The following is a 22243-nucleotide window of genomic DNA, read 5'->3' on the forward strand; positions in this document are numbered from 1 at the left end:
CGTCGATCAGGGAGTGGCGGCAGCCGTACTTGTTGTCGAACTTCGACTTGGTGACCGCGTCGTTCACGTTGATCGCCGGGAACAGCAGCGTGCCCTCGTCCATCATCTCGTAGAGACGGTGGACACCCGTGGTGGTCTCCTCCGTCACGCCGCGGATCTCGGACGCGAGCTGCGTCCACTTCTGCGGGGTCTCGCCGAGGGTGCGGTTCAGCAGGGTGAGGATGTGCGCGTATTCCTCGGAGTCCGCCGTGGACGGGTCCGGGGCGGAGCCGGCCTTCTCGAACTCGACGCCCTTGTGGACGAGGAGGGTGGCGTCACCACCGTCGTCGAGGATCATGTTCGGGCCGCCCGTGGGGGTGTTCGGCCAGGTCAGCGCCTGCTCCGTGCACCACCAGTACTCCTCCAGCGTCTCGCCCTTCCAGGCGAAGACGGGGACGCCCTGCGGGTTCTCCGGGGTGCCGTTCGGGCCGACGGCGATGGCGGCGGCCGCGTGGTCCTGGGTGGAGAAGATGTTGCAGGAGGCCCAGCGGACGTCGGCGCCGAGGGCGACGAGGGTCTCGATGAGCACGGCCGTCTGCACGGTCATGTGCAGCGAGCCGGTGATGCGCGCCCCGGCCAGCGGCTGGGCCTGCGCGTACTCGGCGCGGATCGACATCAGGCCCGGCATCTCGTGCTCGGCCAGCGTGATCTCCTTGCGGCCGAAAGCGGCAAGGGAAAGGTCTGCGACCTTGAAGTCCATGGGTGCTGCTCCTCATGGTTCGAGAGGGTGGGTACGGCTGAGCCGTGCGCCGACCGTGCCTGAGCAGGGGAAGCGCACCGAGCACAGTCCGTCGGGGGCCCTCTCTCCCCTCGGCCGGTCGTGAGACCGCCCGACCGCCATCAGCAGCGACGCCTGACACTGATGACGAATCTACACCGATCAACGCGGCGTGCCCCAGTCGGCCGAGGGGAAAGTCTTGCCGCGGCTTCAGGTCTTCCGGCGGCGTTCCGTACGCTGCCCCCGCATGCGGATGCTTCGGAGGGGACGGGCTGATGGAACGCGGGCGTGGCCGGAGACGGGGCCTCTGGGCGATCGTGCTGTTGGTGGGCGGCGGGCTGCTGGTGGTCGGCGGGCAGGTGTGGGCGGCGGTGTCGGCCCGGCACCCCGAGGTGGCGTACGAGAAGCACGGCATCGCGGGCCAGAACATGCGGCCGACCTACGCTCAGGGGAGCACCGGCTGGTTCGCCATGGGCGGCGACGGCCGCGGGCTGGAGATCGGCCGCGGGGACGTGGTGCTGCTGTCGGTTCCGGACTGGGTTCCGGACGGGCTCATGCTGTCGCGGGTGGTGGCGCTGGGCGGCGACCGGATCGAGTACCGGCGGGGAGAGACCGCGCTCAGGCTCAACGGGGAGCCGCTGGACGAGCCGTACGTCCTGGACCGGTCGCTGCCGTCGACCGTGCCCTTCGATGTGACGGTGCCCGAGGGGCGGGTGTTCCTGATGGGAGACAACCGCGGGAATTCCAACGACTCCTCGCTGCACCTCGGCAGGGACCAGGGCGCCGTCAGTCTGTCGGCGGTACGCGGCGAGGCCGTCGCGAGACCGACGGATCTCGTGGTCGCGGGCGGGGCCGTCGTGTTCGGGGTCGGCGCCTTCCTGGTCGGGGGCGGACTCGGGGTCTGGGCGCTGGTGGTGCGCCGGCGGCGTCCGGAGCCGGTCGCACCGGCCTGGCCCGCACCCTGACTCCCGGGCCTTGGGCCCCGGGCCCCGGGCCTCCCGGAACGGCCGAAGGCCCCCGCGGGCTGCTCGCGGGGGCCTTCCGGTGTCCGTGGGCTACTTGGCGGCGTCCGGGCGGTAGATGTCCGGCTCCAGGTAGATCACACGCGCTATCGGGACGGCCTCGCGGATGCGCGCCTCGGCGGCGTCGATCGCTCGGGCCACTTCGGTCGCGGTCTCGTCGTGCTCGACCGCGATCTTGGCGGCGACCAGCAGTTCCTCCGGGCCCAGGTGCAGGGTGCGCATGTGGATCAGGCGGGTGACGGTGACGCCGTCGACGAGCGCGACCTTGATCTTCTCGACCTCTTCGGTGCCCGCGGCCTCACCGAGCAGCAGGGACTTGGTCTCCGCGGCCAGGACGATCGCGATGACGATCAGCAGGGCGCCGATGCACAGGGTGCCGATGCCGTCCCAGACGCCGTTCCCGGTGGCCAGCGCGAGGCCGACGCCGCCGAGGGCCAGGACCAGACCGACGAGCGCGCCGAAATCCTCCAGGAGGACGACGGGCAGCTCCGGAGCCTTGGCGCGCCGGATGAACTGGGTCCAGGTCTGGTTGCCGCGGATCTCGTCCGACTCCTTGATCGCGGTGCGGAAGGAGAAGGACTCGGCGATGATCGCGAAGACGAGGACGCCGACGGGCCAGTACCAGGCCTCGATCGGGTGCGGGTGGTTGATCTTCTCGATGCCCTCGTAGATGGCGAACATGCCACCGACGGTGAAGAGCACGATGGAGACGAGGAAGGCGTAGATGTAGCGCTCGCGCCCGTACCCGAAGGGGTGTTGCGGCGTCGCCTCGCGCTGGGCCTTCTTGCCGCCGAGGAGCAGGAGCCCCTGGTTCCCGGAGTCGGCCAGCGAGTGGACGCTTTCCGCGAGCATCGACGAGGAGCCGCTGAAGAGGAATGCCACGAATTTGGCCACAGCGATGGCGAGGTTGGCGGCGAGTGCCGCCACGATCGCCTTGGTACCGCCCGACGCGCTCATGGGTGCAGGGTGTCCTTCCTAGCCACTGACTACCGGCCGCACATTGTTGCAGTCGACGGGAGGGACGCTACGTCAGACCACCACGGTGGCGCGGAAGACGGTCCCCGTTCCGGACAGTTCGGCCTTTTCCCCCGCCGGTACGAAGACCGAGTCACCGGGGGCCAGGGCCAGTTCGCCGACCCGCGGTGAACCCGCCGTGCAGAGCAGGATCTGCGGGGTGTCCTCGGGGAGCACGCGGGAGATCCCGCCGGGCGCCAGGAGGTAGCGCGAGAGCCGGAATTCGTCGATGGGGGTCTCGTAGACCTCCTCGGCGTCGCCCTCCGGGCGCAGCAGGTGGGGGTCGTCCGACTCGAGCTTCACGATCTTCATCAGCTCGGGCACGTCCACGTGTTTGGGGGTGAGTCCGGCGCGCAGCACGTTGTCGGAGTTGGCCAGCAGTTCGACGCCGAGGCCCTGGATGTAGGCGTGCGGGACGCCCGCGCCGAGGAACACCGCCTCGCCCGGCTGGAGCCGGAAGTGGTTGAGCAGCATGGCCGCGATGACTCCGGGGTCGCCGGGGAACTCGTGGACCAGGGTGGCGTACGGGGCGTACGGGCCGCCCAGGCGCTCGACGGCCGCCGCTACCTCGTGGACGGTGCGGGCCATCTGCTCGCGGTCCGCGGTCAGGACGGCGGTGAGCATCTCGCGCAGCGCGGCGTCCTCGGGGTGGGCACGCAGCAGGTCGGCGTACGGCTTGAGCGAGTCGACCCCGAGGCCTTCGAGCAGATCGGCGGACTGCTGCGGGGGCCGGAAGCCGCACAGTCCGTCGAACGCGGTGAGCGCACAGAGCATCTCGGGCTTGTGGTTGGGGTCCTTGTAGTTGCGGTGGCCCGCGTCGATCGGGACTCCGCGGCGCTCCTCGTCCTCGAAGCCGGCCCTGGCCTGGGTGCGGTCGGGGTGGACCTGGAGGGAGAGGGGGGCGCCCGCGGCGAGGATCTTGAGGAGGAAGGGCAGCCGGGGACCGAACTTGGCGACGGTGGCGGCGCCCAGCTCGCCCTCGGGATCGGCGGCGATGACGTCCGACAGAGCCGTCTCCCCGGCGCCGCGGTCGACGCGGGAGGGGGCGCCCGGGTGGGCTCCCATCCACATCTCGGCCTGGGGCTCACCGGTGGGTTCCACACCGAGGAGCGTGGGGATGGCGGTGGTCGATCCCCAGGCGTAGGGGCGGATCGTGTTCGTCAGGCGGTCCATCGTCGTCTTCCTGGATAGCGCAGGGTACGTACGTACCTCAGCTGTGACCCCCGGAAGCCAACGCCAGGTAGGCGGTGGCGAAATCCGTGACGGCGAGGAGTTCGGCGAGCTGCTCCAGCTCCACGCCCTCCTCCGGTTCGAGTTCGCTGATGGCCGTGTCGTGGCTGAGGGCGAGCTCGCGTGCGGCGGGAGCGGCGGTGAGGCCGCCGGCCGGCCGGTCGCGCAGCAGGACGACGCGGGCGCGCAGAGCCTGGGGCTCTTCGACCCGGTCACGGAAGAAGTCCTCGGGATCGGCGCCGGCGGCGAAGGAGCCGGCGAGCAGGACGCCGTGGGCGGGGAGCGCCTCGGGGAGCGCCGCGGACAGCGCGGGGCGGCCCGCGAGCTCGGCGAGGGTGGCGGCGAAGCGCCGGGCCGCCGGGCCGGCTCCGACGCCCTCGCTCCAGATGAGGGGGAGGGTGTCCGCCAGCTCGGCCGCGAGGGTCTTGGCCGGGTTGGAGTAGGTGGCGATGGCGGGTCCGCAGCGCTCGGCGGTGCGGTCGAGCCGGTCGGCGACGAGCTGGAGGGTGTCGGGGGCGGCGGAGATCAGGCCGACCTTGTCGAGGAGCACCAGCAGCGGGGTCAGCAGGGCCCACAGGGCGCCGGGTCCGGCCGCGGCGGACTCGTCGTACTCCTGGTACGGGGCCTTGGCCATCGGTACGAGGAGTCCGTGTGCGCCGTCCACCGCCTCGCTCAGCGGTGAGCGCTCCGGGGCGACGGCGACGACGGTGCAGCCGCGCCGGTAGGCCTGTTCGGCGAGGACGGCGAGCCCGGGCTCGGTGCCGTCGGTGGTGGCGATGAGCAGCAGGTCGACGGGGCCGGCCCAGCCGGGAAGGGCCCAGCGCAGGGCGCCCGCGGCGTGGGCGACGCCGGTGGGGTCCAGCCGGATGACGGGCGCGGAGGCTCCGGCGAGGGCACCGAGCAGGTCGGCGACGCCGGTGGCGGCCGTGCCGGGCCCGGCGATCAGGACGGTCCGGGGGCGGCCGTCCGGGCGAAGGTCGCCCAGGCCCGCCTCGGCCGCGTGCCGGGTCGCGGTGCGGACCCTGGCCCCGGCTTCGGCGGCACCGCGGAGCAGGCCCCGCCGGTCGGCGCGGGCGAGATCGTCCGGTGCGTCGAGGAGCGACTCGTCGAGCATGGCGGCCTCCGGCTGTTGTGGGACGGAACCAGTCTGCGCGTCTCGTGGTGCGGTGGGGAGGGCGGCGCGGCCTAGGCGGGGCGGCGGGCCTCGTCCACGAGGAGCACGGGGATGCCGTCTCGGACCGGGTAGGCGAGGCCGCAGTCCTGGCCGGTGCAGATCAGCTCGGGAGCCGTCTCGTCGGCCGACTTGTCCTGAAGGGGCGAGTGGCAGGCGGGGCAGGCGAGGATCTCCAGGAGACCGGCTTCGAGCGGCATGGGGCGCGTTCCCTTCGAACATGCGGATTGGGCGTGGTCAGCGTACCGCCGAGTCACCTCCGGTGCGGTCCGGAGGTGTCCGCGTCGCCCCGGCGGCGGGGCGCCGGCGGGGCTGATCCAACCGCAGTGCGGCACCGTCAGCCCCGTCGGCGGGTGGATCAGGCCCGGATGAGGGACAGGACCTCGTCGCGGACCTTGGCGAGGGTGGCCGTGTCGCGGGCCTCGACGTTGAGGCGCAGGAGCGGCTCGGTGTTGGAGGCGCGGACGTTGAACCACCAGTCGCCGCCGGTGGCGGTCAGGCCGTCCAGCTCGTCCAGGGTGACGCCGTCGCGGTTGCCGAAGGCCTCCTTGACGGCGGCCAGGCGGGCGGTCTGGTCGGCGACGGTCGAGTTGATCTCGCCGGAGCCGGCGTAGCGGTCGTAGGAGGAGACCAGCTCGGACAGCGGGCCGTCCTGGCCGCCGAGGGCCGCGAGGACGTGGAGCGCGGCGAGCATGCCGGTGTCCGCGTTCCAGAAGTCCTTGAAGTAGTAGTGCGCGGAGTGCTCGCCGCCGAAGATGGCGCCGGTCTTGGCCATCTCCTCCTTGATGAAGGAGTGGCCGACGCGGGTGCGGACGGGGGTGCCGCCGTTCTCCCGGACGACCTCGGGGACGGACCAGGAGGTGATCAGGTTGTGGATCACGGTGCCGGTGCCGCCGTTGCGGGCGAGCTCGCGGGCCGCGACCAGGGCGGTGATCGCGGACGGGGAGACGCCCTGGCCGCGCTCGTCGACGATGAAGCAGCGGTCGGCGTCGCCGTCGAAGGCGATGCCGAGGTCGGCGCCCTCGGCGAGGACGCGGGCCTGCAGGTCCACGACGTTCTTCGGGTCGAGGGGGTTGGCCTCGTGGTTGGGGAAGGTCCCGTCCAGCTCGAAGTACATCGGTACGAGGTCCAGCGGGAGGCCCTCGAAGACGGTCGGGACGGTGTGGCCGCCCATGCCGTTGCCCGCGTCGACGACGACCTTGAGGGGGCGGACGGCGGTGAGGTCGACCAGGCCCTTGAGGTGCGCGGCGTAGCCGGGGAGGCTGTCCTGCTCGGTGATCGTGCCGGGGACGGTGCCGGCCGCGACGGCGGGGGCGCCCTCGTCGGACCACTTCTCGACCAGTTCGCGGATCTGCGACAGGCCGGTGTCCTGCCCGACCGGGGCGGCGCCCGCGCGGCACAGCTTGATGCCGTTGTACTTGGCCGGGTTGTGCGAGGCCGTGAACATGGCGCCGGGCAGGTTCAGGGAACCGGAGGCGTAGTAGAGCTGGTCGGTGGAGCACAGCCCGATGAGGGTCACGTCGACGCCGCGGGCGGCGGCGCCGCGGGCGAAGGCGGCGGACAGGCCCGGGGAGGAGGGGCGCATGTCGTGGCCGATCACGATCGCCGTGGCGCCGGTGACCTCGACGAATGCGGCACCGAACAGCTCGGCCAGGGACTCGTCCCACTCGTCCGGTACGACGCCGCGGACGTCGTATGCCTTGACGATGTTCGAAAGATCTGCGGCCACTGCCTGCCCTCCTGAAGGTCCTGTGCGGTCCGGCAAACCTACCCTGCCCACTGCGCGGCCCTTCAGGCGATCTGAGCGTCAGGAATCGGGCGAACGCAGGACGCGCAGGTGTCCGCGACGGGTCTCGCCGGTGGCCGGGCCCCCTTGGCCGGGCGCGCCGCCGGACTCCTTGCGGGGGGCTCCCCAGGCCTCGGCCCTGCGCTCGGGCGGGCGGGCCGCCTCGCGTACGGCGTTGGCGAGGGCTTCGAGGTCGTCACCGCTGGGGCGCGACGGCGCGGAGCCGTCGGACAGGCGGACGACTTCCCAGCCGCGCGGGGCGGTCAGGCGCTCGGAGTGCTCGGCGCACAGGTCGTAGCAGTGGGGTTCGGCGTAGGTGGCGAGCGGGCCGAGAACTGCGGTCGAATCGGCGTAGACGTACGTCAGTGTCGCGACGGCAGGGCGGCCGCACGCGGTGCGCGAACAGCGACGTACAAGGCTCACGACGTTGGACGGTACCGCACTCTTGACCGGGCCGCGACGACTCTCCCGCCCCTCACTCCCCCGTGTCGTACCGGGAGCTACCCTGCGGAGGTGACCGACAGCCCCCTGACTTCCCGTCCCGCAGAGCCCCCCGCCGAGCCCCGGCCGCGTCGGCGGGACCGGCACGGGCGCGGGATGCGCGGGCCGGTGGCGCCGCCGCAGGTGCCGCTGTCAGCGAGCCGGTCGGAGCTGTTCGGGGACCTCGTACGGGACTCCGTGGAGCGGCTGGAGCGGCGCTGGCCGCAGCTGGCCGAGGTGGAGTTCCTGATCGGTGACGTGCCGGGCCCGCCGGGCGGCGCGGACGGCGGCTGGAACGACGAGGCGGTGCCGCTGGGGGCGGTCGCGGAGCCCCGCGACGGCCGGCCGGCCAGGATCGTGGTCTTCCGGCGGCCGGTCGAGATCCGTACCAAGACGCGGGACGAGAAGGCGCTGCTGGTCCACGAGATCGTGGTGGAGCAGGTGGCGGAGCTGCTGGGACTGTCCCCGGAGACCGTGGACCCGCGCTACGGCCAGGACTGAGCCGCGGCGCGGGCCGCGCGGTCAGCGGGTCAGGACCGACAGGTCCTGCGTCGCCCTGGGGACCGAGACCGTGGAGTGGTCGTCCGACAGGGTCTGGACGGTGAACATCGCGATGCCCTCGTGCGGGAGGGACAGGGTGCGGGCCGCGTGGACCGGGCCGCCGGAGAGGGTCTCGACGGTGAGGGCGTAGGCCCCCTTCGCGCCGGCCGGGGCCACGGTCACCGTCTGGGTGGTGCCCGCCTTGACGGTCACCTCCTGGGAGGACGCGTCCCCGCCGCCGGTGCCCGGCGAGGCCGTCACCTTGACCTTCGCGTCCTTGTCGCCCGCCGCCGTCAGCGACAGGACGGTCGCGTTCTCGTCGGGCCGGTTGTCGGCCACCGTCGCCCGCGTGCCCACCGGCCCGGAGGCCGGGACGAAGCCGAGCTCCTGCTTGGCGCCGGTGCCGCGCACCACCCGTACCGCCGCGACCAGCGGGGAGGCCTTCTTGGCGTCCACCGGGGTCAGCAGGAGCGAGCCCGGCTCGCCGCGGGTCACGTCCTTGAGGTCGGCGCTCGCCGTCATACCGGCCTTGACGTGCAGTTGTTCGTTGCCCGCCGGGGAGATGGAGCCGCCCGGCCCGGCCAGCCGGATCTTCACGTCCGCGTCCTCCTCGCCGGGTACGAAGGCGACGAGCCGGACGGAGACGGCGTCGGCCGGGATGCCCGGCAGGACCAGGGAGCCCGCCGGGTCGGTGGCGGCGGGCAGCCAGTCGGCGCCCACGCCCTCCTCGCCGGCCTGCACGGAGGCGCCGACCCGGCCTGCCCGGGTCGTCACGTGGGCGGTGGCGTCCGCGAGCTGGGCCCCCGGGACCAGGGACGACAGCAGGACGGACTTGCTGGACTTGGGGTCGATGCGGATGTTCTCGCTGGTGCCCGCGTCGGGCTTGGCCACCCCGTCCGGGCCGAAGAGCTTGATGTCGACGACGGCGGCGGCGTCGTCGGGGTTGGTGAGGTGCACGTAGTCCTCGCGCCCCTTGGCGGTGCTCACCGCGGGGAACCAGAAGTCGGTGCCGGGCGCGGTACAGCCGGCGCCGAGGACGCCCCGGGTCCGGCCGACGGCGACCTTGGTGGTCAGCTGCGCGGTCCAGCCGGGGGCGAGGATCCCGTCGGCGCTGCCGGTGAGCGCGGGCGCGTCGGCGCCGGAGGCGGTGGCTCCGAAGGGCTTGCCCGCCTCCTTGGGTTCCAGCACCGGCTTGGCGTCCTTGGTGGCGCCGAGCAGCCGGGCCGAGCCCTTGCCCTCGGCGGATCCGGCCGCGCCGGGGGTGAACGCCGTGTACGTGGTCTCGGCGATGTCCGAGGAGCTCGGCGCCGGGCAGACCAGCAGGGACCGTTCCACCGGCATCCGGGCGGCGGCCGTGGCCCTGCCGGTGGCGGTGCCCTCGGCGGCGGGGGCGGTGAGGGCCGCGGCGGCGGTGAGGGCGGCCAGCGCCGCGGTCACGGCCGCGAGCGTCATGGGTGCGCGCTGCTTCACTGCTGGGGGCTCCCGTCCGGACGCGGGTCGTACTGTCCGTAGGTGTCGTACGGGTAGGGGTATTGCTGCTGGTCCGGGTCCTGAACCGGCTGCTGTTGCTGTTGCTGTTGTTGCGGGTACGGGTACTGCTCGTACCCCGGCGTCTGGCCGTACGGCTGCGCCTGCGGCTCGTAGGCGTAGCCGCCCTGCTCCGGGTGGGGCTGGTAGGAGTACGCGTCCTCCCCGTACGCCTCCTCCCCGTACACCGGCTGCGCCGGGATGTCCGCGTACGGGTCGGCGGTGACGGCGGCCTCCACCGGTGCGGGGGCGGGCGCGGCCTCGGCGCGCAGGCGGCGGGCGCGGCGGCCCTCGCCGGCCTCGCCCGGGCCGGGCTGGGCGGGGATCGCGGCCTCCTCCTCGGGCAGGTCGTCGTCGAGCTGCTCGCGGCGGCCGGGCAGGGCCATGACCAGCAGGACCAGGGCGAGGACGCCCTGCGCCCAGTGCCAGACGGTCCGTACGAGGGAGTGCTCGTGGACGAGGTCGAGGCGGCCGGCGTCGGCGGGCAGTTCGAAGCCCTGCGCCCAGCCGTCGAGGGTCTTGGGCTTCAGGGGCTTGCCGTCGAGGGTGGCCCGCCAGCCGGCGTCGGCGCGGTCGGCGATGCGCAGCACGCGGCCCGCTTCACCGGCCGGGATCTTGCCGTGTGCCTCGACGGGGCCGGCGGCGACCGGGATCGGGGCCTCGCCCTGCTTGCCGGAGACGATGACGGCGCGGGGCAGCCAGGGCTCGACGCCCCAGAGGGCGGTGCCGTCCTGCTGGTGGCGGCGGCTGAGGCCCGGGGTGGCGTCGAGGACGCGGCGGATGTCCTCGGGTCCGCCGGGGCGGAACATGACGAAGCGGATGGCGTAGGCGCTGAGCTGGCTGGACTGGTCGGCGCCGGAGCCGGCGACGAGGTTGGAGACGACCTTGTCGAGGCGGGGGTCGCTGCCGGTCCGGGCGGCGGTCTCGGCGTCGCCGAGGCGGCCTCCGGAGCCGCGGACGAGGCTGTAGGAGACGGTGCCGGGCGGCTCCGCGGCGAGGATCAGGGTGCGGGTCTGGTTGTCGTCGCCGCCCGCCTCGGCGACGAAGGCGGGCACCTGCACCGGGTCGCGCCGCTGGAGCGGGCCGTCGGCTCCGGCGATGAGCCAGCCGGCCGCGGCGAGGAGGGGTCCGGCGGCGGCGGTGAGGGCGATGAGCGCGGCCAGCGGCTGGCGCCAGCCGAAGTTGCGGGCGGCGACCCGTTCCCTGGCGCCGTCGGCGCCGAGCGCGGCGGCCGCCAGCAGGGCGAGCCCGTAGACGAGGGTGGCGGGGCCGGCCCAGGCGGTCCGGTTGAGGAGGACGGCGAGGAGCAGCCCGGCCAGGGCGGTGGCCCAGGCGGCGCGGACGGCGAACTGCCGGTCGGTGCGCAGCAGGGCGCCCAGGGCGGCGAGGACGATGCCGAGCAGCAGCACGCCGCCGGTGGTGCCGGGGCCGCCGGGGCTGGTGCCGAGCAGGTCCAGGGCGGAGGCGGAGCCGGTTCCGTAGGGCAGTCCGGCCTCGTGCAGCAGGCGGCCGGGGTGTGTGAGCAGGCCCAGCGACCAGGGCGCGAGCACGAGGACCGGGACGGCGAGGGTGGCGATCAGCCGCGGTGCGTACGTCTTCCACTGCGCCTTCGAGCGCGCGAGGCGCATGACCAGCGCGGCGGCCCCGAGGACCGCGGCGAGGGGCCACACGACGGGGGTGAAGGCGGTGGCCAGGGTCAGCAGGAGGGTGTACGTCCACACCGCGCGCCAGCCGGTCCGTTCCCCGTCGGCTCCGCCGAGGGCGAAGGCGGCGACGGCGGAGCGGGCGATCAGCGGGAGCAGGACGGCGAGGACGGCGGTGCCGAGGCGGCCGCCGGCGAGGGCTCCGGTGACGGCGGGCAGGAAGGCGTAGGCGACGGCGGCCCAGGCGCGCAGCAGCCGGGATTCGACGAGCGGCCGGGAGGCGAAGTAGGCGGTGAGTCCGGCGAGCGGGACGGAGCCGACGAGCAGCAGGGTCAGGGCGGCCCGGGTGGATCCGAAGAGCAGGGTGGCGACGGCGCCGAGGACGGCGATGTACGGGGGTGCGGGGGCGGTGGAGCCGGTGGAGACGGGCTGCCAGCCGTCGGTGTAGGCGCGCCAGAGCTCGGAGCCGCTGTCGGGGGCGGGGAGCAGGGCGCCGCCCATGAGGGAGCCGCCGCCGATGAGGGAGCGGCAGGCGGCCAGCGAGACGAGCAGGAGGAGGCCGAAGAGGACGGGCGCGGGGTTGCGGGCGATCCGCTTGAGGCGCGCGAACCGTTCGGTCTCCAGGAAGTCGTCCTCGCCGGGCGCGTTGAGGATGCTGCCGCCGCCGTGCCGGCCGGCGGGGGCGGCATCGGTGTCGCGGCCGTCGGCGAAGTAGCCGGCGAGCTGTTCGGCGTTGGCCCGCAGGGAGGCGCCCGGCGGGGGGAAGAGCGGGCGCAGGTCCGCGGCCGGGACGGCCGGACGGCGGCGGCGCCGTCGGGCGGCGAGGATCCGGCCGGGGCGGAGCAGGGTGGCCAGCAGGCCGGTGAACTCGTCGACGGCCTGGCCGGGGGCCTTGCCGATGAGGTAGGCGAGGGTGCGCAGGACGGTGCCGAGCAGGACGCGCAGCAGGACGTAGGGCAGGGCGCGGCCGGAGCTGTTGGCGAGCATCGTGTAGACGGCGCCCGCCTTGTCGACGCGGTGCGGGCTCGCGCTCGTACGGCCCGCGCAGTCGACGGTGCGGCGTTCGCGGGCGGAGGCCTCGGCGTGGCGCATGACGGCGTCGGGGGCGACGAGGACGGTGTGGCCGGTGCTCTGGGCGCGCCAGCAGAGGTCGACGTCGTCGCGCATGAGGGGCAGGCGTCTGTCGAAGCCGCCGAGGGCGTCGTAGACGTCGCGGCGCACCAGCATGCCTGCGGTGGAGACGGAGAGGACGGGGCGGACCTGGTCGTGCTGGCCCTGGTCCTGTTCCCGGCGGTCGAGTCCGGTCCAGCGACGGCCGCTGCGGGCGATGGTGACGCCGGCTTCGAGGAGCTGCTTCTTGTCGTACCAGCCGCGCAGCTTGGGGCCGATGACGGCGGCGTCGGGGTTCTCGTCGGCGACGCGGAGCAGCTCGGTGAGGGCGTCGGGCTCGGGCGCGCTGTCGTCGTGCAGGAGCCACAGCCACTGGACGGGTTCGCCGTGGGGGAGGTCGGGGAGGTCGTACGCGTCGTCGCGCCAGGTGCGGCTGACGGGGTCCCAGCCGCTGGGGCGCTTGAGGTACGGGAGGTCCTCGGGGGTCAGTGTGCCCGCGCTGCGGGCGCATTCGTCGACGGCGGTGCCGAAGCCGGTGCGGCGGGCGAGGTGCAGGACGCGGTCGTCGCCGAACGCCTCGGTGAGCAGCCGCGCGGAGTCGTCGGCGCTGCCGGTGTCGGCGGCGATGTGGTTCTGCGCGGGGCGTTCCTGGGCGAGGAGGCCGGCGAGTGTCCGGGGCAGCCAGCGGGCGCCGTCGTGGGCGACGAGGACCGCGGTGACGACGTGCCGGGGGAACTCGGGTGTGGTGGGGGCCTGATAGGAGGCCGCCGACTGGCTGTGCAGGGACATCGCGCTACTGGCCCTCCGGCCTGGGGGTCCTCCCGGACGGAGTCCGGGGGGAGGGTCCGGGGGTGGTGTGCCCTCGGAGGCTGCTGGACAGCGCCCCACACTAACGGCTGGAAAAGCGACGGTCCGCCTCCTGCGGGGAAGGTGCGGGAGGCGGACCGTTTGCTCTGCTCGGTGCCTTGCGGGCCGGGCAGTTCGATATGTCGTGCGATGTGCGGTAGGTGCGGTACGTACTCGCCGGGAAGCGCCCCGGGCGGATCAGACCGCTGCCTTTTTCAGCCGTCGGCGCTCGCGCTCGGACAGACCGCCCCAGATGCCGAATCGCTCGTCGTTGGCGAGGGCGTACTCAAGGCATTCGGAGCGGACTTCGCAGGCGAGGCAGACCTTCTTGGCCTCGCGGGTGGAGCCGCCCTTCTCGGGAAAGAAGGACTCGGGGTCGGTCTGGGCGCACAGAGCGCGCTCCTGCCATCCGAGCTCCTCGTCCGCCTCCTCGACCAGCAGTTCCTGAAACAGCTCGGTCATGTGCGCCCCTCGCTCTGTCTGTGCGTCCCCGTGGTCGTCGTCACTGATCGCTACGTAACGACACGAGTGAAATTACAAGTGTGTGGCTCCGGAGCAGTCAAGCCGGGATCTGCTATTGGGCCCCTTATTCACTCTGCGGAACCAAGCCTAAGCAGAAAGTGTTCAAATCGCCAAAAATCATGACAGATGCAACAGGCGTCACGCCACGCCCGCCTTCACCCGTAATCCACGCGTCCCTCCCGGGAGGGGTTGCGATCCAGCCAAAGAAGCGGCGTAGATCACATTCCGGTCACGAAGCGGACGAGCCTGGTTTGAACTCGGCTGCAGCGCCACATCCCCGGACCCTGACTGCACAAACCTTTCTCCGTGCACAGCAACCGGATGAGGTGAAACTTTTCCCCCAAACCCGACATTGGGTTGACAGTCCGACCCCCGAGCCGCTCTCCTTGTTCCCATGTCAGCGACCGCAGCCACCACCCGGACCCCCATTCGTGGGTTCCTGTGCGCTGCCCAGCTTCGCTGTTGCTGTTGCAGCTGTTGATGCCTCCGGAGCCCCGGCTCCGCACCGCTCCAGCCCGCCCCCGCAGCAACCGCCAGCACCACTGACATCCGTCGAGGTATCCCCACGATGAACAGCGCCAGCACCCCCGCGAACACCGAGAGCGACCTCCAGATCGCCGGCGACATCCTCGCCGTCCAGCACCTCCTCCAGCCCGCCCGCGAGCACCCGGCCACCGTCGCCGAGTTCGCCGGCCTCGCCCGCTCCATCGCCGAGGACCGCGCCTCCTGGGAGCACCTCGTCCAGTACGACGCGACCACCCGGTGGTACCACCGGCTGCGCACCGGCCCCGGCTACGAGGTCTGGCTGCTCAGCTGGGTCCCCGGCCAGGGCAGCGGCCGGCACGACCACGGCGCCTCCTCCGGCGTCCTGACCGTCCTCGAAGGCGAGCTCACCGAACACCACACGCGCGGACGGCTCGCCCTCGGCGCCGGCTCCCAGCGGGTCTTCGCCCCCGGCTACGCCCACGAGGTCGTCAACGATCGCCTCGAAGGCGCCGTCAGCCTGCACGTCTACTTCCCCGGCCTGACCGAGATGCCGATGCACGGCTGCTCGCCCGCACGCCACGAGTCCGTCCCCGCCTGACCTCGGGCCCGGCGGCCTGACGGTCCCACCCTCCCCCAGCTACCGCTGGGAGGTGCCCCCACCGACCACCAGCCTCGACGACGGCCCGCGGCTGACAGACTGCCTGCATGCGCATTGTTGTTCTGGCCGGCGGTATAGGCGGCGCCCGGTTCCTGCGCGGCCTCAAGGCCGCGGTCCCCGACGCGGACATCACGGTCATCGGCAACACCGGTGACGACATTCACCTGTTCGGGCTCAAGGTGTGCCCCGATCTGGACACGGTGATGTACACCCTCGGCGGTGGCATCAACGAGGACCAGGGATGGGGCCGCAGCGACGAGTCCTTCACCGTCAAGGAGGAACTCGCGGCGTACGGGGTCGGGCCCACCTGGTTCGGCCTCGGCGACCGTGACTTCGCCACCCACATCGTCCGTACGCAGATGCTCGGCGCCGGCTACCCGCTGAGCGCCGTCACCGAGGCCCTGTGCGACCGCTGGCAGCCCGGGGTACGACTGCTGCCCATGTCCGACGACCGGGTCGAGACCCACGTCGCGATCACCGACCCCGACACCGGGGGCTCCTCCCAGACGGAGTCTGGGGGAGAACGGCGGGTCGTCCACTTCCAGGAGTACTGGGTCCGGCTGCGCGCCGCGGTGGACGCGGAGGCCGTCGTCCCCGTCGGGGCCGAGCAGGCCAAGCCCGCGCCGGGCGTGCTGGAGGCCCTCGCGGCCGCCGACGTGATCATCTTCCCGCCGTCGAACCCGGTGGTCTCGGTGGGGACGATCCTCGCCGTTCCCGGCATCCGCGAGGCCGTGGCCGCCGCCGGGGCGCCGGTCGTGGGCCTCTCCCCCATCGTCGGCGGCGCGCCGGTGCGCGGCATGGCGGACAAGGTGCTGGCCGCGGTGGGCGTGGAGGCCACGGCCGCCGCGGTGGCCCGCCACTACGGGAGCGGGCTGCTCGACGGCTGGCTGGTGGACACGGCCGACGCGGACGCCGTCGCCGAGGTCGAGGCCGCGGGGATCACCTGCCGCGCGGTGCCGCTGATGATGACCGACCTGGCGGCCACCGCGGAGATGGCCCGGGCGGCGCTGGAGCTGGCGGAGGCCTCCCGGTGACCGACGCGCACGCCGCCGCACCCGTTCCCTCCTACGAGGTGCGGGCCGTCGAGGGGATACCCGAGGTCCGGCCGGGCGACGACCTGGCGAAGCTGATCACGGTGGCCGCGCCCGACCTGCGCGACGGGGACATCCTGCTGGTCACCTCGAAGATCGTCTCCAAGGCCGAGGGACGGATCGTCGCGGCGGACTCGCGCGAGGACGCCATCGACGCGGAGACCGTACGCGTCGTCGCTCGCCGGGGCCCCCTGCGGATCGTCGAGAACCGGCAGGGCCTGGTGATGGCGGCCGCCGGCGTGGACGCCTCGAACACCGCCCCCGGCACCGTCCTGCTGCTGCCCGAGGACCCGGACGCCTCGGCCGCCGCGATCCGCGCGGGGGTGCGCGATGCCCTCTCCGTGGACGTGGGCGTGGTCGTGACCGACACCTTCGGGCGGCCCTGGCGCACCGGGCTCACGGACGTGGCGATCGGCTCGGCCGGGGTGCGGGTCCTGGACGACCTGCGGGGAGGCACGGACGCGCACGGAAACGCCCTGAGCGCGACGGTCGTGGCGACCGCGGACGAGCTGGCCGCCGCCGGCGACCTGGTCAAGGGCAAGGCGGCCGGGCTGCCGGTGGCCGTCGTACGCGGGCTGGCCCACGTACTCGGCGAGGGCTCCTCGGCGCGCGACATCGTGCGCACACCGGCCGACGACATGTTCCGGCTGGGCACCTCGGAGGCGGTGCGCGAGGCCGTGACGCAGCGCCGTACCGTACGGGCCTTCACGGCCGAGCCGGTGGACCCGGGCGCCGTACGGCGGGCGGTGGCGGCGGCCGTGACGGCGCCCGCCCCGCACCACACGACGCCCTGGCGGTTCGTGCTGCTGGAGTCCGAGGCCTCACGGGTACGGCTGCTGGACGCGATGCGCGACGCGTGGATCGCGGACCTGCGGGCGGACGGGAAGTCCGAGGAGTCCATCGCCAAGCGGGTGCGGCGGGGCGAGGTGCTGCGGAACGCGCCGTACCTGGTGGTGCCGTGCATGGTGACGGACGGCGCGCACGACTACGGGCACGCCCGCCGGGACGCGGCGGAGCGCGAGATGTTCGTGGTCGCGACGGGCGCGGGCGTGCAGAACTTCCTGGTGGCGCTGGCCGGGGAGCGGCTGGGCTCGGCATGGGTGTCCTCGACGATGTTCTGCCGGGACGTGGTGCGGGAGGTGCTGGGGCTGCCGGAGGACTGGGACCCGATGGGGGCGGTGGCCGTGGGTCACGCGGCGGAGCCGCCGCGGGAGCGGCCCGCGCGGTCCGCCGCGGACTTCATCGAGGTGCGGTAGCCGGGACGGTCGGCGCCGCGGGCGCTGTTGGCGCTCTCGGTGCTGTTGGCGCTGTTGGCGCTGTCACAGCCGTCCGATGTCCGTCCGGGGCATGCGGGGCATGCGGCGGGGCGGCGTGTGGCCCGCGAGGAGGATGAGGCGGGCGGCGCGGTGGCGCTGGCCCGCGTACGGGGCGAGGAGCTCCAGCATGGCGGCGTCGTCGGCGTCGCGGTCCCCGGCGAGGGCGTAGCCGATGATGCCGGGGAGGTGGAGGTCGCCGGTCGTGACGGCGTCGGGGTCGCCGTTGCTGCGCTGAAGGGTCTCGGCGGAGGTCCACGGGCCGATGCCGGGGACGGCCTCCAGCCGTCGCGCAGCCTCCGGCAGCGCCATGCCGGCCGCCTCCTCCAGGCGGTTCGCCACGCGGGCGGCCCGGACGATCGCCGCGGAGCGCTTGGCGTCGACCCCGGCCTTGTGCCAGTCCCACGACGGGATCATCGCCCAGGTCCGGGCGGTGGGCATGACGCGGAGGCCGAGGTCCTGCGGACCGGGTGCGGGCTCGCCGTACTGGTGTACGAGGCGGCGCCAGGCCCGGTAGGCCTCGTCGGCGGTGACCTTCTGCTCCAGCACGGTGGGGATCAGGGACTCCAGGACCAGGCCGGTACGGGTGAGGCGCAGGCCCGGGCGGCGGCGGTGGCTGGCGTGCACGAGACGGTGGCGGGGGACGAAGACGGCGGGGTCGTCGCCGGCGCCGAGGAGTGCGGGCAGCTGTTCGAGGATCCAGTCGGCGCCCGGGCCCCAGGCCTCGGCGTGCACCTCCTGGCCGGGCCGCCCGCCCAGGCGGAGGGTGGCGGGGCCGTCGGGGGTCAGGGTCGCCCTCCAGACCGAGCCGTCGGGGGTGGTGCGGAAGGTGGGGTCGCCCGGGCCGCGTCTGAGCGGGCCGAGGGTGAGCCCGAGGTCGACGGGACCGTCGGGGGTCCAGCGGCGTTCCCTGGCGCCGGCGCCGGCCCTCTTGCCGTCTGCCGGGGGTACGTCGGTCCGCCCGCCGCGGACTGCGGCGCGGGTGAGGGGATCGAAGCGGCCGGCCATACCTTGAGCGTAGCCCTGCGGGGCCCCTCCCCCGCCCCGCCCCTTCTCCCCCGGCCGCCGCCGGGAGGTGCGGCGGGGCCGGGATCGCCGGCCGGGCGATCCCGGCGGCGACGCGCCCCGGACACCACCGCGACCGCCGACCGCCGACCGCCCGAGGCTGGTGCTGTGGCCGGAAGGGCTGGCCGGGGCCGCGACCCGGTGGCCGCTGCCGGTCACAGTGCTAGGGGCGGCCCTGGAGCCTTGCCGAGGAGGTGCGGGCCGTCGGGAGTCTGCCGTAGAGCTTCTTGCCCGGGCATTCCGTCGCGAAGCCGTCGCGGTGGCCGGAGATCACGTTCATCTTCACGTTCGTGCCCTTGGCGTACAGGTTGCCGCCGCCCGACTTCAGGGTCGTCTTCCCGCGCGGGTCCCTGCCGAAGAGGCCGAGCTTCCAGGCCGTGAGGCGGGCGATCGCGTCGACCGCCGCCGCCGGGGGCGCGGTCGAGGTGTACGTGCCCAGCACCGCGACGCCCATGCTGTCGGTGTTGAAGCCCATGGTGTGGGCGCCGAGCACCGGCTTGGAGACCCCGCCCGCGCGGCCCTCGTACACCGTGCCGCACTTGTCGACGGCGAAGTTGTAACCGAAGTCGCGCCAGCCGCTGCTGAGCACGTGGTAGCGGTACAGGCTGCGCAGCACCGCCGGGGCGTCCTTGCAGGCGTAGTTGTTGCCGGAGGCGCTGTGGTGGACGAAGGCCGCCTTCACGGTGTTCGTGTAGACGAAGCCCTTCTCGCGCAGCCCCTCGTCCGCGCCCCACCCCTTGCGGGTGACGATCCGCGGGCGCGGGCCGATGAAGGGGGCGGCCGCCGCGCTCAGTTCGCCCTCGCTCGCGTAGATCGCGTCGGCGGTGGAGTCGGCCTTGTCGAGGGCGATGATCTCGTTGGCGCCCAGCTCGGCGTGCGGGAGGTTCGCCGCGGAGGCCTCGGCCATCTCCATCGTCAGGCCGGGCGCCCCCAGCTCGCCCTTGTCGTCGCCCAGGGGCCCGCCGTTCTTGCCGTCCGGCCCGGCGCCGGGCACCTCCGCGCCCGGGTCGACCAGCTCGATCCGCATGCCCGTGGGGAGCCGGGACGGCGCGCGGGGGGAGGAGGCCGCCGGTTCCGCCTGGACGCGGACCTCCACGCCGTCGGACTCGCCCACCCACAGCGGGGCGGTAGCGCCGCGGACCCGGCCGGAGGCCCGCTCCACCGCGTCGGGGTCGGCCGCGTGCTCGCTGTTGTGGGTCTCGACGTCCTGCCAGCCGGACCAGGCCGAGGTCTTCACGGAGCGGGTACGGACCTGGACCCGGCCGTGGAGCTCGGCTGCGGCGTCATCCCAGACGACGCCGACCAGCGAGAACGTCTTGACCTCGCGTGCGGCCAGGCCCTGCGCCTCGGGAAGGCGGGGCGAGGTGCTCGTGCCGGGGAGGCCGGGGGTCCGGTCCGCCGAGGGTCCCAGGGGGACGAGCGGCAGCGACTGGGTGGTCCCGGCGGGGGTGACGGGGGAGGCCTCGGCCAGGGCCGGAGTGGGAAGCGCGACGGGAAGGGCCAGTGCGGCAGCCGTCACGACGCCGATCGAGGAAGCAAGGAATCCACGCATGAAAAGGATCGTGAGTAGCCGCGGCGCCCGGCGCCATTCGGGAACTGACGCTCCGTCTGCGACACGCCGATACCCCTCCCCCGTACGGCGCAGCCGCGGGCCGCCGCACGGAGGACGGGCCCGCGTAATCTGTGCCGGGTGAACTCCACTGACCGCACCCCTGCCGACCTGCTGCGATCCGCGCTCGCCGCCGATCCGGGCCGCCCGCTCGTCACCTTCTACGACGACGCCACGGGCGAGCGCGTGGAATTGTCCGTCGCCACCTTCGCCAATTGGGTGGCCAAGACCGCGAACCTGCTCCAGGGCGACCTGGGCGCCGGGCCCGGGGACCGGCTCGCGCTGATGCTGCCCGCGCACTGGCAGAGCGCCGCCTGGCTGCTCGCCTGCGCCTCGGTCGGAGTCGTCGCCGAGGTCGGCGGCGACCCGGCCGGTGCCGACCTCGTCGTCAGCGGGCCGGACTCGCTGGAGGAGGCCCGGGCCTGCTCCGGGGAGCGCGTGGCGCTCGCGCTGCGGCCGCTGGGCGGACGGTTCCCGCAGCCGCCGGCCGGGTTCGCGGACTACGCGGTGGAGGTGCCGGGGCAGGGCGACCGCTTCGCGCCGTTCGCGCCGGTGGACCCCGAGGGCCCCGGGCTGGTCGTCGGCGGCGAGGAGCTCTCGTACGCGGAGCTCACGGACCGCGCCCGTGAGGACGCGACGAGGCTCGGCCTCGGGGAGGGCTCCCGGGTGCTGAGCGGACTCGGCTACGACACGTGGGACGGCCTCTCGGCCGGGCTGTACGCCGCTCTGGCGTCGGGCGGGTCCGTGGTGCTGTGCCGGAATCTTGACCGGCTGGCGAAGGACGCGCTGGCGCAGCGGATCGAGAGCGAGCGCGTCACCCACACGGTCTGACCGCCGCCCGATCCCCGCCCGATCCCCGCCCGATCGCCGTCCGCCCACCGTCCTCCCGCCGTCCTCCCGCCGGTCACCCGGTCTGCTCAACAGCGGGAACGGGCGATTTGTCACCCACACGGCCCTAGACACGCCCCTGCCCCCGGGCCCCTCCCGCAGCCCAGGGGCAGGATCGGCAGTGGCCGCACTCACCCGTACGGCCCGCGGTCGTAGCGGCGAGGGGACGACGCCAGTGACGGACAGCGCAGGCATACCAGGCGGAACGGAGACCGCCGGAGGCGCCCCGAGGCCTCCGCGCAGCCGCCGGCGCCGACTGCTGCGCTGGATCGGAGCCGGGGCGGGCTGCGTGGTCCTGGCGGGCTCCGTCACCGGCTGGTGGCTCTACAGGAAGCTCGACGGGAACATCACCGAGGACACCTCGGCGGCGGCCGAGCTGCGGCGCTACGAGCGCGACCGCCCGGCGCACTTCGCGGGGGGCGCCCAGAACATCCTGCTGATCGGCTCGGACTCGCGCTCCGGCAAGGACAACGCCCGGTACGGGCAGGACCAGGGCGGGCAGCGCTCGGACACCACGATCCTGCTGCACCTGCCGGCGGACCGGCAGAGCGCGACGGCCGTGTCGATACCGCGGGACCTGATGGCGGACGTCCCCGCCTGTCTGATGGCGGACGGAAGCCGCACCCGCGCGCAGTTCGCGCAGTTCAACTGGGCCTTCCAGTGGGGCGGGGCCGCCTGCACGATCCGTACGGCCGAGAAGCTCACCGGGATCCGGATCGACCACCACATGGTGATCGACTTCGGCGGTTTCAAGCAGATGGTCGACGCCATCGGCGGGGTGGAGATCTGCCTCAAGCGGCCGGTCGACGACTCCGAGGCCAAGCTGCGGCTGCCCGCCGGGCGCCAGACCCTCAGGGGCGAGCAGGCGCTCGGCTTCGTGCGCGCCCGCTACAGCCTGGGCAACGGCAGCGACACGGAGCGGATGGAGCGCCAGCAGCAGTTCCTCGGCTCGCTCGTCAGGAAGGTGCAGAGCAACGGGGTGCTGCTGAACCCGGCCCGGCTGTATCCGCTGCTGGACGCGGCGACCTCCTCGGTGACCACGGACCCCGGGCTGGCGTCGCTGCGCGGCCTGTACGAACTCGTACGGGGCGTAAGGGACATACCGACCGATCAGGTCAAGTTCCTGACCGTGCCCCGCCGTCCGTACTCCGGGAACCCGAACCGCGACGAGCTGGTGGAGCCCGACGCGGCGCGCCTGTTCGAGCAGCTGCGGACGGACAGGCCGGTGACGGTCGCCCCGCCGAAGCCCGAGGGCGGGATCGCGCCGGTCGAGTCCACCCCGAGCGCGGCGAGGACGGGCACGCCGGACGAGCGGACCGGGGGAACCGCCACGTCCCCCGCACCCGTCCCCACCTTTACCGGGACGACGGCGGGAGTCGCCGACTGCCGGTAAAGCAATCCCAAAAGCCGGTGACCGAACCGAGCGGGATGGGCAGTTCGCCCCGTTATAAGGGGAGTGGAATTTGTCACCAGCATGGTTTGCAG

Annotated in this window: 19 protein-coding genes; 7 read left to right on the top strand and 12 right to left on the bottom strand. The window is 73.6% G+C overall.

The annotated features are described in order from the left end of the window. A partial coding sequence (locus ACFCZ1_RS29675; protein WP_376681352.1) for an adenosylhomocysteinase occupies positions 1–739 on the bottom strand: 739 nt, incomplete at its 3' end. A gap of 293 nt (positions 740–1032) precedes the next feature. Here ACFCZ1_RS29675 and lepB point away from each other — a divergent pair. Then, positions 1033–1722 (top strand): signal peptidase I, encoded by a 690-nt coding sequence (lepB, locus tag ACFCZ1_RS29680; protein ID WP_376681353.1) that lies wholly within the window; start codon positions 1033–1035, stop codon positions 1720–1722. 90 nt (positions 1723–1812) lie between these two features. Here lepB and ACFCZ1_RS29685 read toward each other — a convergent pair whose 3' ends face one another. The 6 genes from ACFCZ1_RS29685 to ACFCZ1_RS29710 all read right to left on the bottom strand — a co-directional run bounded on the left by ACFCZ1_RS29685 (position 1813) and on the right by ACFCZ1_RS29710 (position 7403). Next, on the bottom strand, positions 1813–2736 hold the full coding sequence (locus ACFCZ1_RS29685; RefSeq protein ID WP_376681354.1) for a cation diffusion facilitator family transporter: 924 nt from the start codon (positions 2734–2736) through the stop codon (positions 1813–1815). A gap of 72 nt (positions 2737–2808) precedes the next feature. Beyond that, positions 2809–3966, bottom strand: a complete 1158-nt coding sequence (gene manA / locus ACFCZ1_RS29690; protein WP_376681355.1) for a mannose-6-phosphate isomerase, class I — start codon at positions 3964–3966, stop codon at positions 2809–2811. A 37-nt stretch (positions 3967–4003) separates the two neighbouring features. Next, positions 4004–5137 carry an SIS domain-containing protein gene (locus tag ACFCZ1_RS29695; RefSeq protein ID WP_376681356.1) on the bottom strand — a complete coding sequence of 378 codons (1134 nt, stop codon included), beginning with the start codon at positions 5135–5137 and terminating at the stop codon, positions 4004–4006. Positions 5138–5208: 71 nt separating this feature from the next. Continuing rightward, on the bottom strand, positions 5209–5394 hold the full coding sequence (locus ACFCZ1_RS29700) for a Trm112 family protein (protein WP_215149771.1): 186 nt from the start codon (positions 5392–5394) through the stop codon (positions 5209–5211). A gap of 158 nt (positions 5395–5552) precedes the next feature. After that, the gene (locus ACFCZ1_RS29705) at positions 5553–6923 is read right to left on the bottom strand and encodes a phosphomannomutase/phosphoglucomutase (RefSeq protein ID WP_376681357.1); all 1371 of its coding nucleotides are present in this window, start codon (positions 6921–6923) and stop codon (positions 5553–5555) included. A gap of 78 nt (positions 6924–7001) precedes the next feature. Then, a complete protein-coding gene (locus ACFCZ1_RS29710) occupies positions 7002–7403 on the bottom strand; it encodes a DUF3499 domain-containing protein (protein WP_376681358.1) in 402 nt (133 codons plus the stop codon). A gap of 90 nt (positions 7404–7493) precedes the next feature. On the opposite strand from ACFCZ1_RS29710, the gene ACFCZ1_RS29715 reads away from it, so the two are divergent. Continuing rightward, a complete protein-coding gene (locus tag ACFCZ1_RS29715) occupies positions 7494–7961 on the top strand; it encodes a metallopeptidase family protein (protein WP_376681359.1) in 468 nt (155 codons plus the stop codon). A 21-nt stretch (positions 7962–7982) separates the two neighbouring features. On the opposite strand, the gene ACFCZ1_RS29720 is transcribed toward ACFCZ1_RS29715, so the two are convergent. From ACFCZ1_RS29720 to ACFCZ1_RS29730, 3 genes are all read right to left on the bottom strand, one after another. Next, positions 7983–9470, bottom strand: a complete 1488-nt coding sequence (locus ACFCZ1_RS29720) for a DUF5719 family protein (RefSeq protein WP_376681360.1) — start codon at positions 9468–9470, stop codon at positions 7983–7985. Beyond that, positions 9467–13069, bottom strand: coding sequence for a glycosyltransferase family 2 protein (locus ACFCZ1_RS29725; protein ID WP_376681361.1), 3603 nt, complete (start codon positions 13067–13069; stop codon positions 9467–9469). The genes ACFCZ1_RS29720 and ACFCZ1_RS29725 overlap by 4 nt, the downstream gene beginning before the upstream one ends. 255 nt (positions 13070–13324) lie before the next feature. Next, complete coding sequence (locus tag ACFCZ1_RS29730; RefSeq protein WP_003983763.1) at positions 13325–13588, bottom strand: WhiB family transcriptional regulator; 264 nt, start codon at positions 13586–13588, stop codon at positions 13325–13327. A gap of 628 nt (positions 13589–14216) precedes the next feature. Between ACFCZ1_RS29730 and ACFCZ1_RS29735 the strand changes: the two genes are divergently transcribed. The 3 genes from ACFCZ1_RS29735 (at position 14217) to ACFCZ1_RS29745 (ending at position 17139) form a co-directional block, all read left to right on the top strand. Further along, positions 14217–14732, top strand: coding sequence for a cysteine dioxygenase family protein (locus tag ACFCZ1_RS29735; protein ID WP_376681362.1), 516 nt, complete (start codon positions 14217–14219; stop codon positions 14730–14732). 107 nt (positions 14733–14839) lie between these two features. Beyond that, the gene (cofD, locus tag ACFCZ1_RS29740) at positions 14840–15826 is read left to right on the top strand and encodes a 2-phospho-L-lactate transferase (protein WP_376681363.1); all 987 of its coding nucleotides are present in this window, start codon (positions 14840–14842) and stop codon (positions 15824–15826) included. Beyond that, positions 15823–17139, top strand: a complete 1317-nt coding sequence (locus ACFCZ1_RS29745; protein ID WP_376681364.1) for a coenzyme F420-0:L-glutamate ligase — start codon at positions 15823–15825, stop codon at positions 17137–17139. The genes cofD and ACFCZ1_RS29745 overlap by 4 nt, the downstream gene beginning before the upstream one ends. A 63-nt stretch (positions 17140–17202) precedes the next feature. Here ACFCZ1_RS29745 and ACFCZ1_RS29750 read toward each other — a convergent pair whose 3' ends face one another. Continuing rightward, a complete protein-coding gene (locus ACFCZ1_RS29750; RefSeq protein WP_376681365.1) occupies positions 17203–18204 on the bottom strand; it encodes a DNA-3-methyladenine glycosylase family protein in 1002 nt (333 codons plus the stop codon). Between the two features lie 220 nt (positions 18205–18424). Beyond that, complete coding sequence (locus tag ACFCZ1_RS29755) at positions 18425–19813, bottom strand: peptidoglycan recognition protein (RefSeq protein ID WP_376681366.1); 1389 nt, start codon at positions 19811–19813, stop codon at positions 18425–18427. A 138-nt stretch (positions 19814–19951) separates the two neighbouring features. Here ACFCZ1_RS29755 and ACFCZ1_RS29760 point away from each other — a divergent pair, with 138 nt between their 5' ends. Continuing rightward, positions 19952–20701 (top strand): TIGR03089 family protein, encoded by a 750-nt coding sequence (locus tag ACFCZ1_RS29760; protein WP_376681367.1) that lies wholly within the window; start codon positions 19952–19954, stop codon positions 20699–20701. A gap of 232 nt (positions 20702–20933) precedes the next feature. Further along, a complete protein-coding gene (locus ACFCZ1_RS29765; RefSeq protein WP_376681368.1) occupies positions 20934–22151 on the top strand; it encodes an LCP family protein in 1218 nt (405 codons plus the stop codon). Positions 22152–22243 lie beyond the last annotated feature (92 nt).

Origin of the sequence: Streptomyces sp. NPDC056224, from assembly GCF_042267665.1 — a bacterium.
GTDB lineage: Bacteria > Actinomycetota > Actinomycetes > Streptomycetales > Streptomycetaceae > Streptomyces.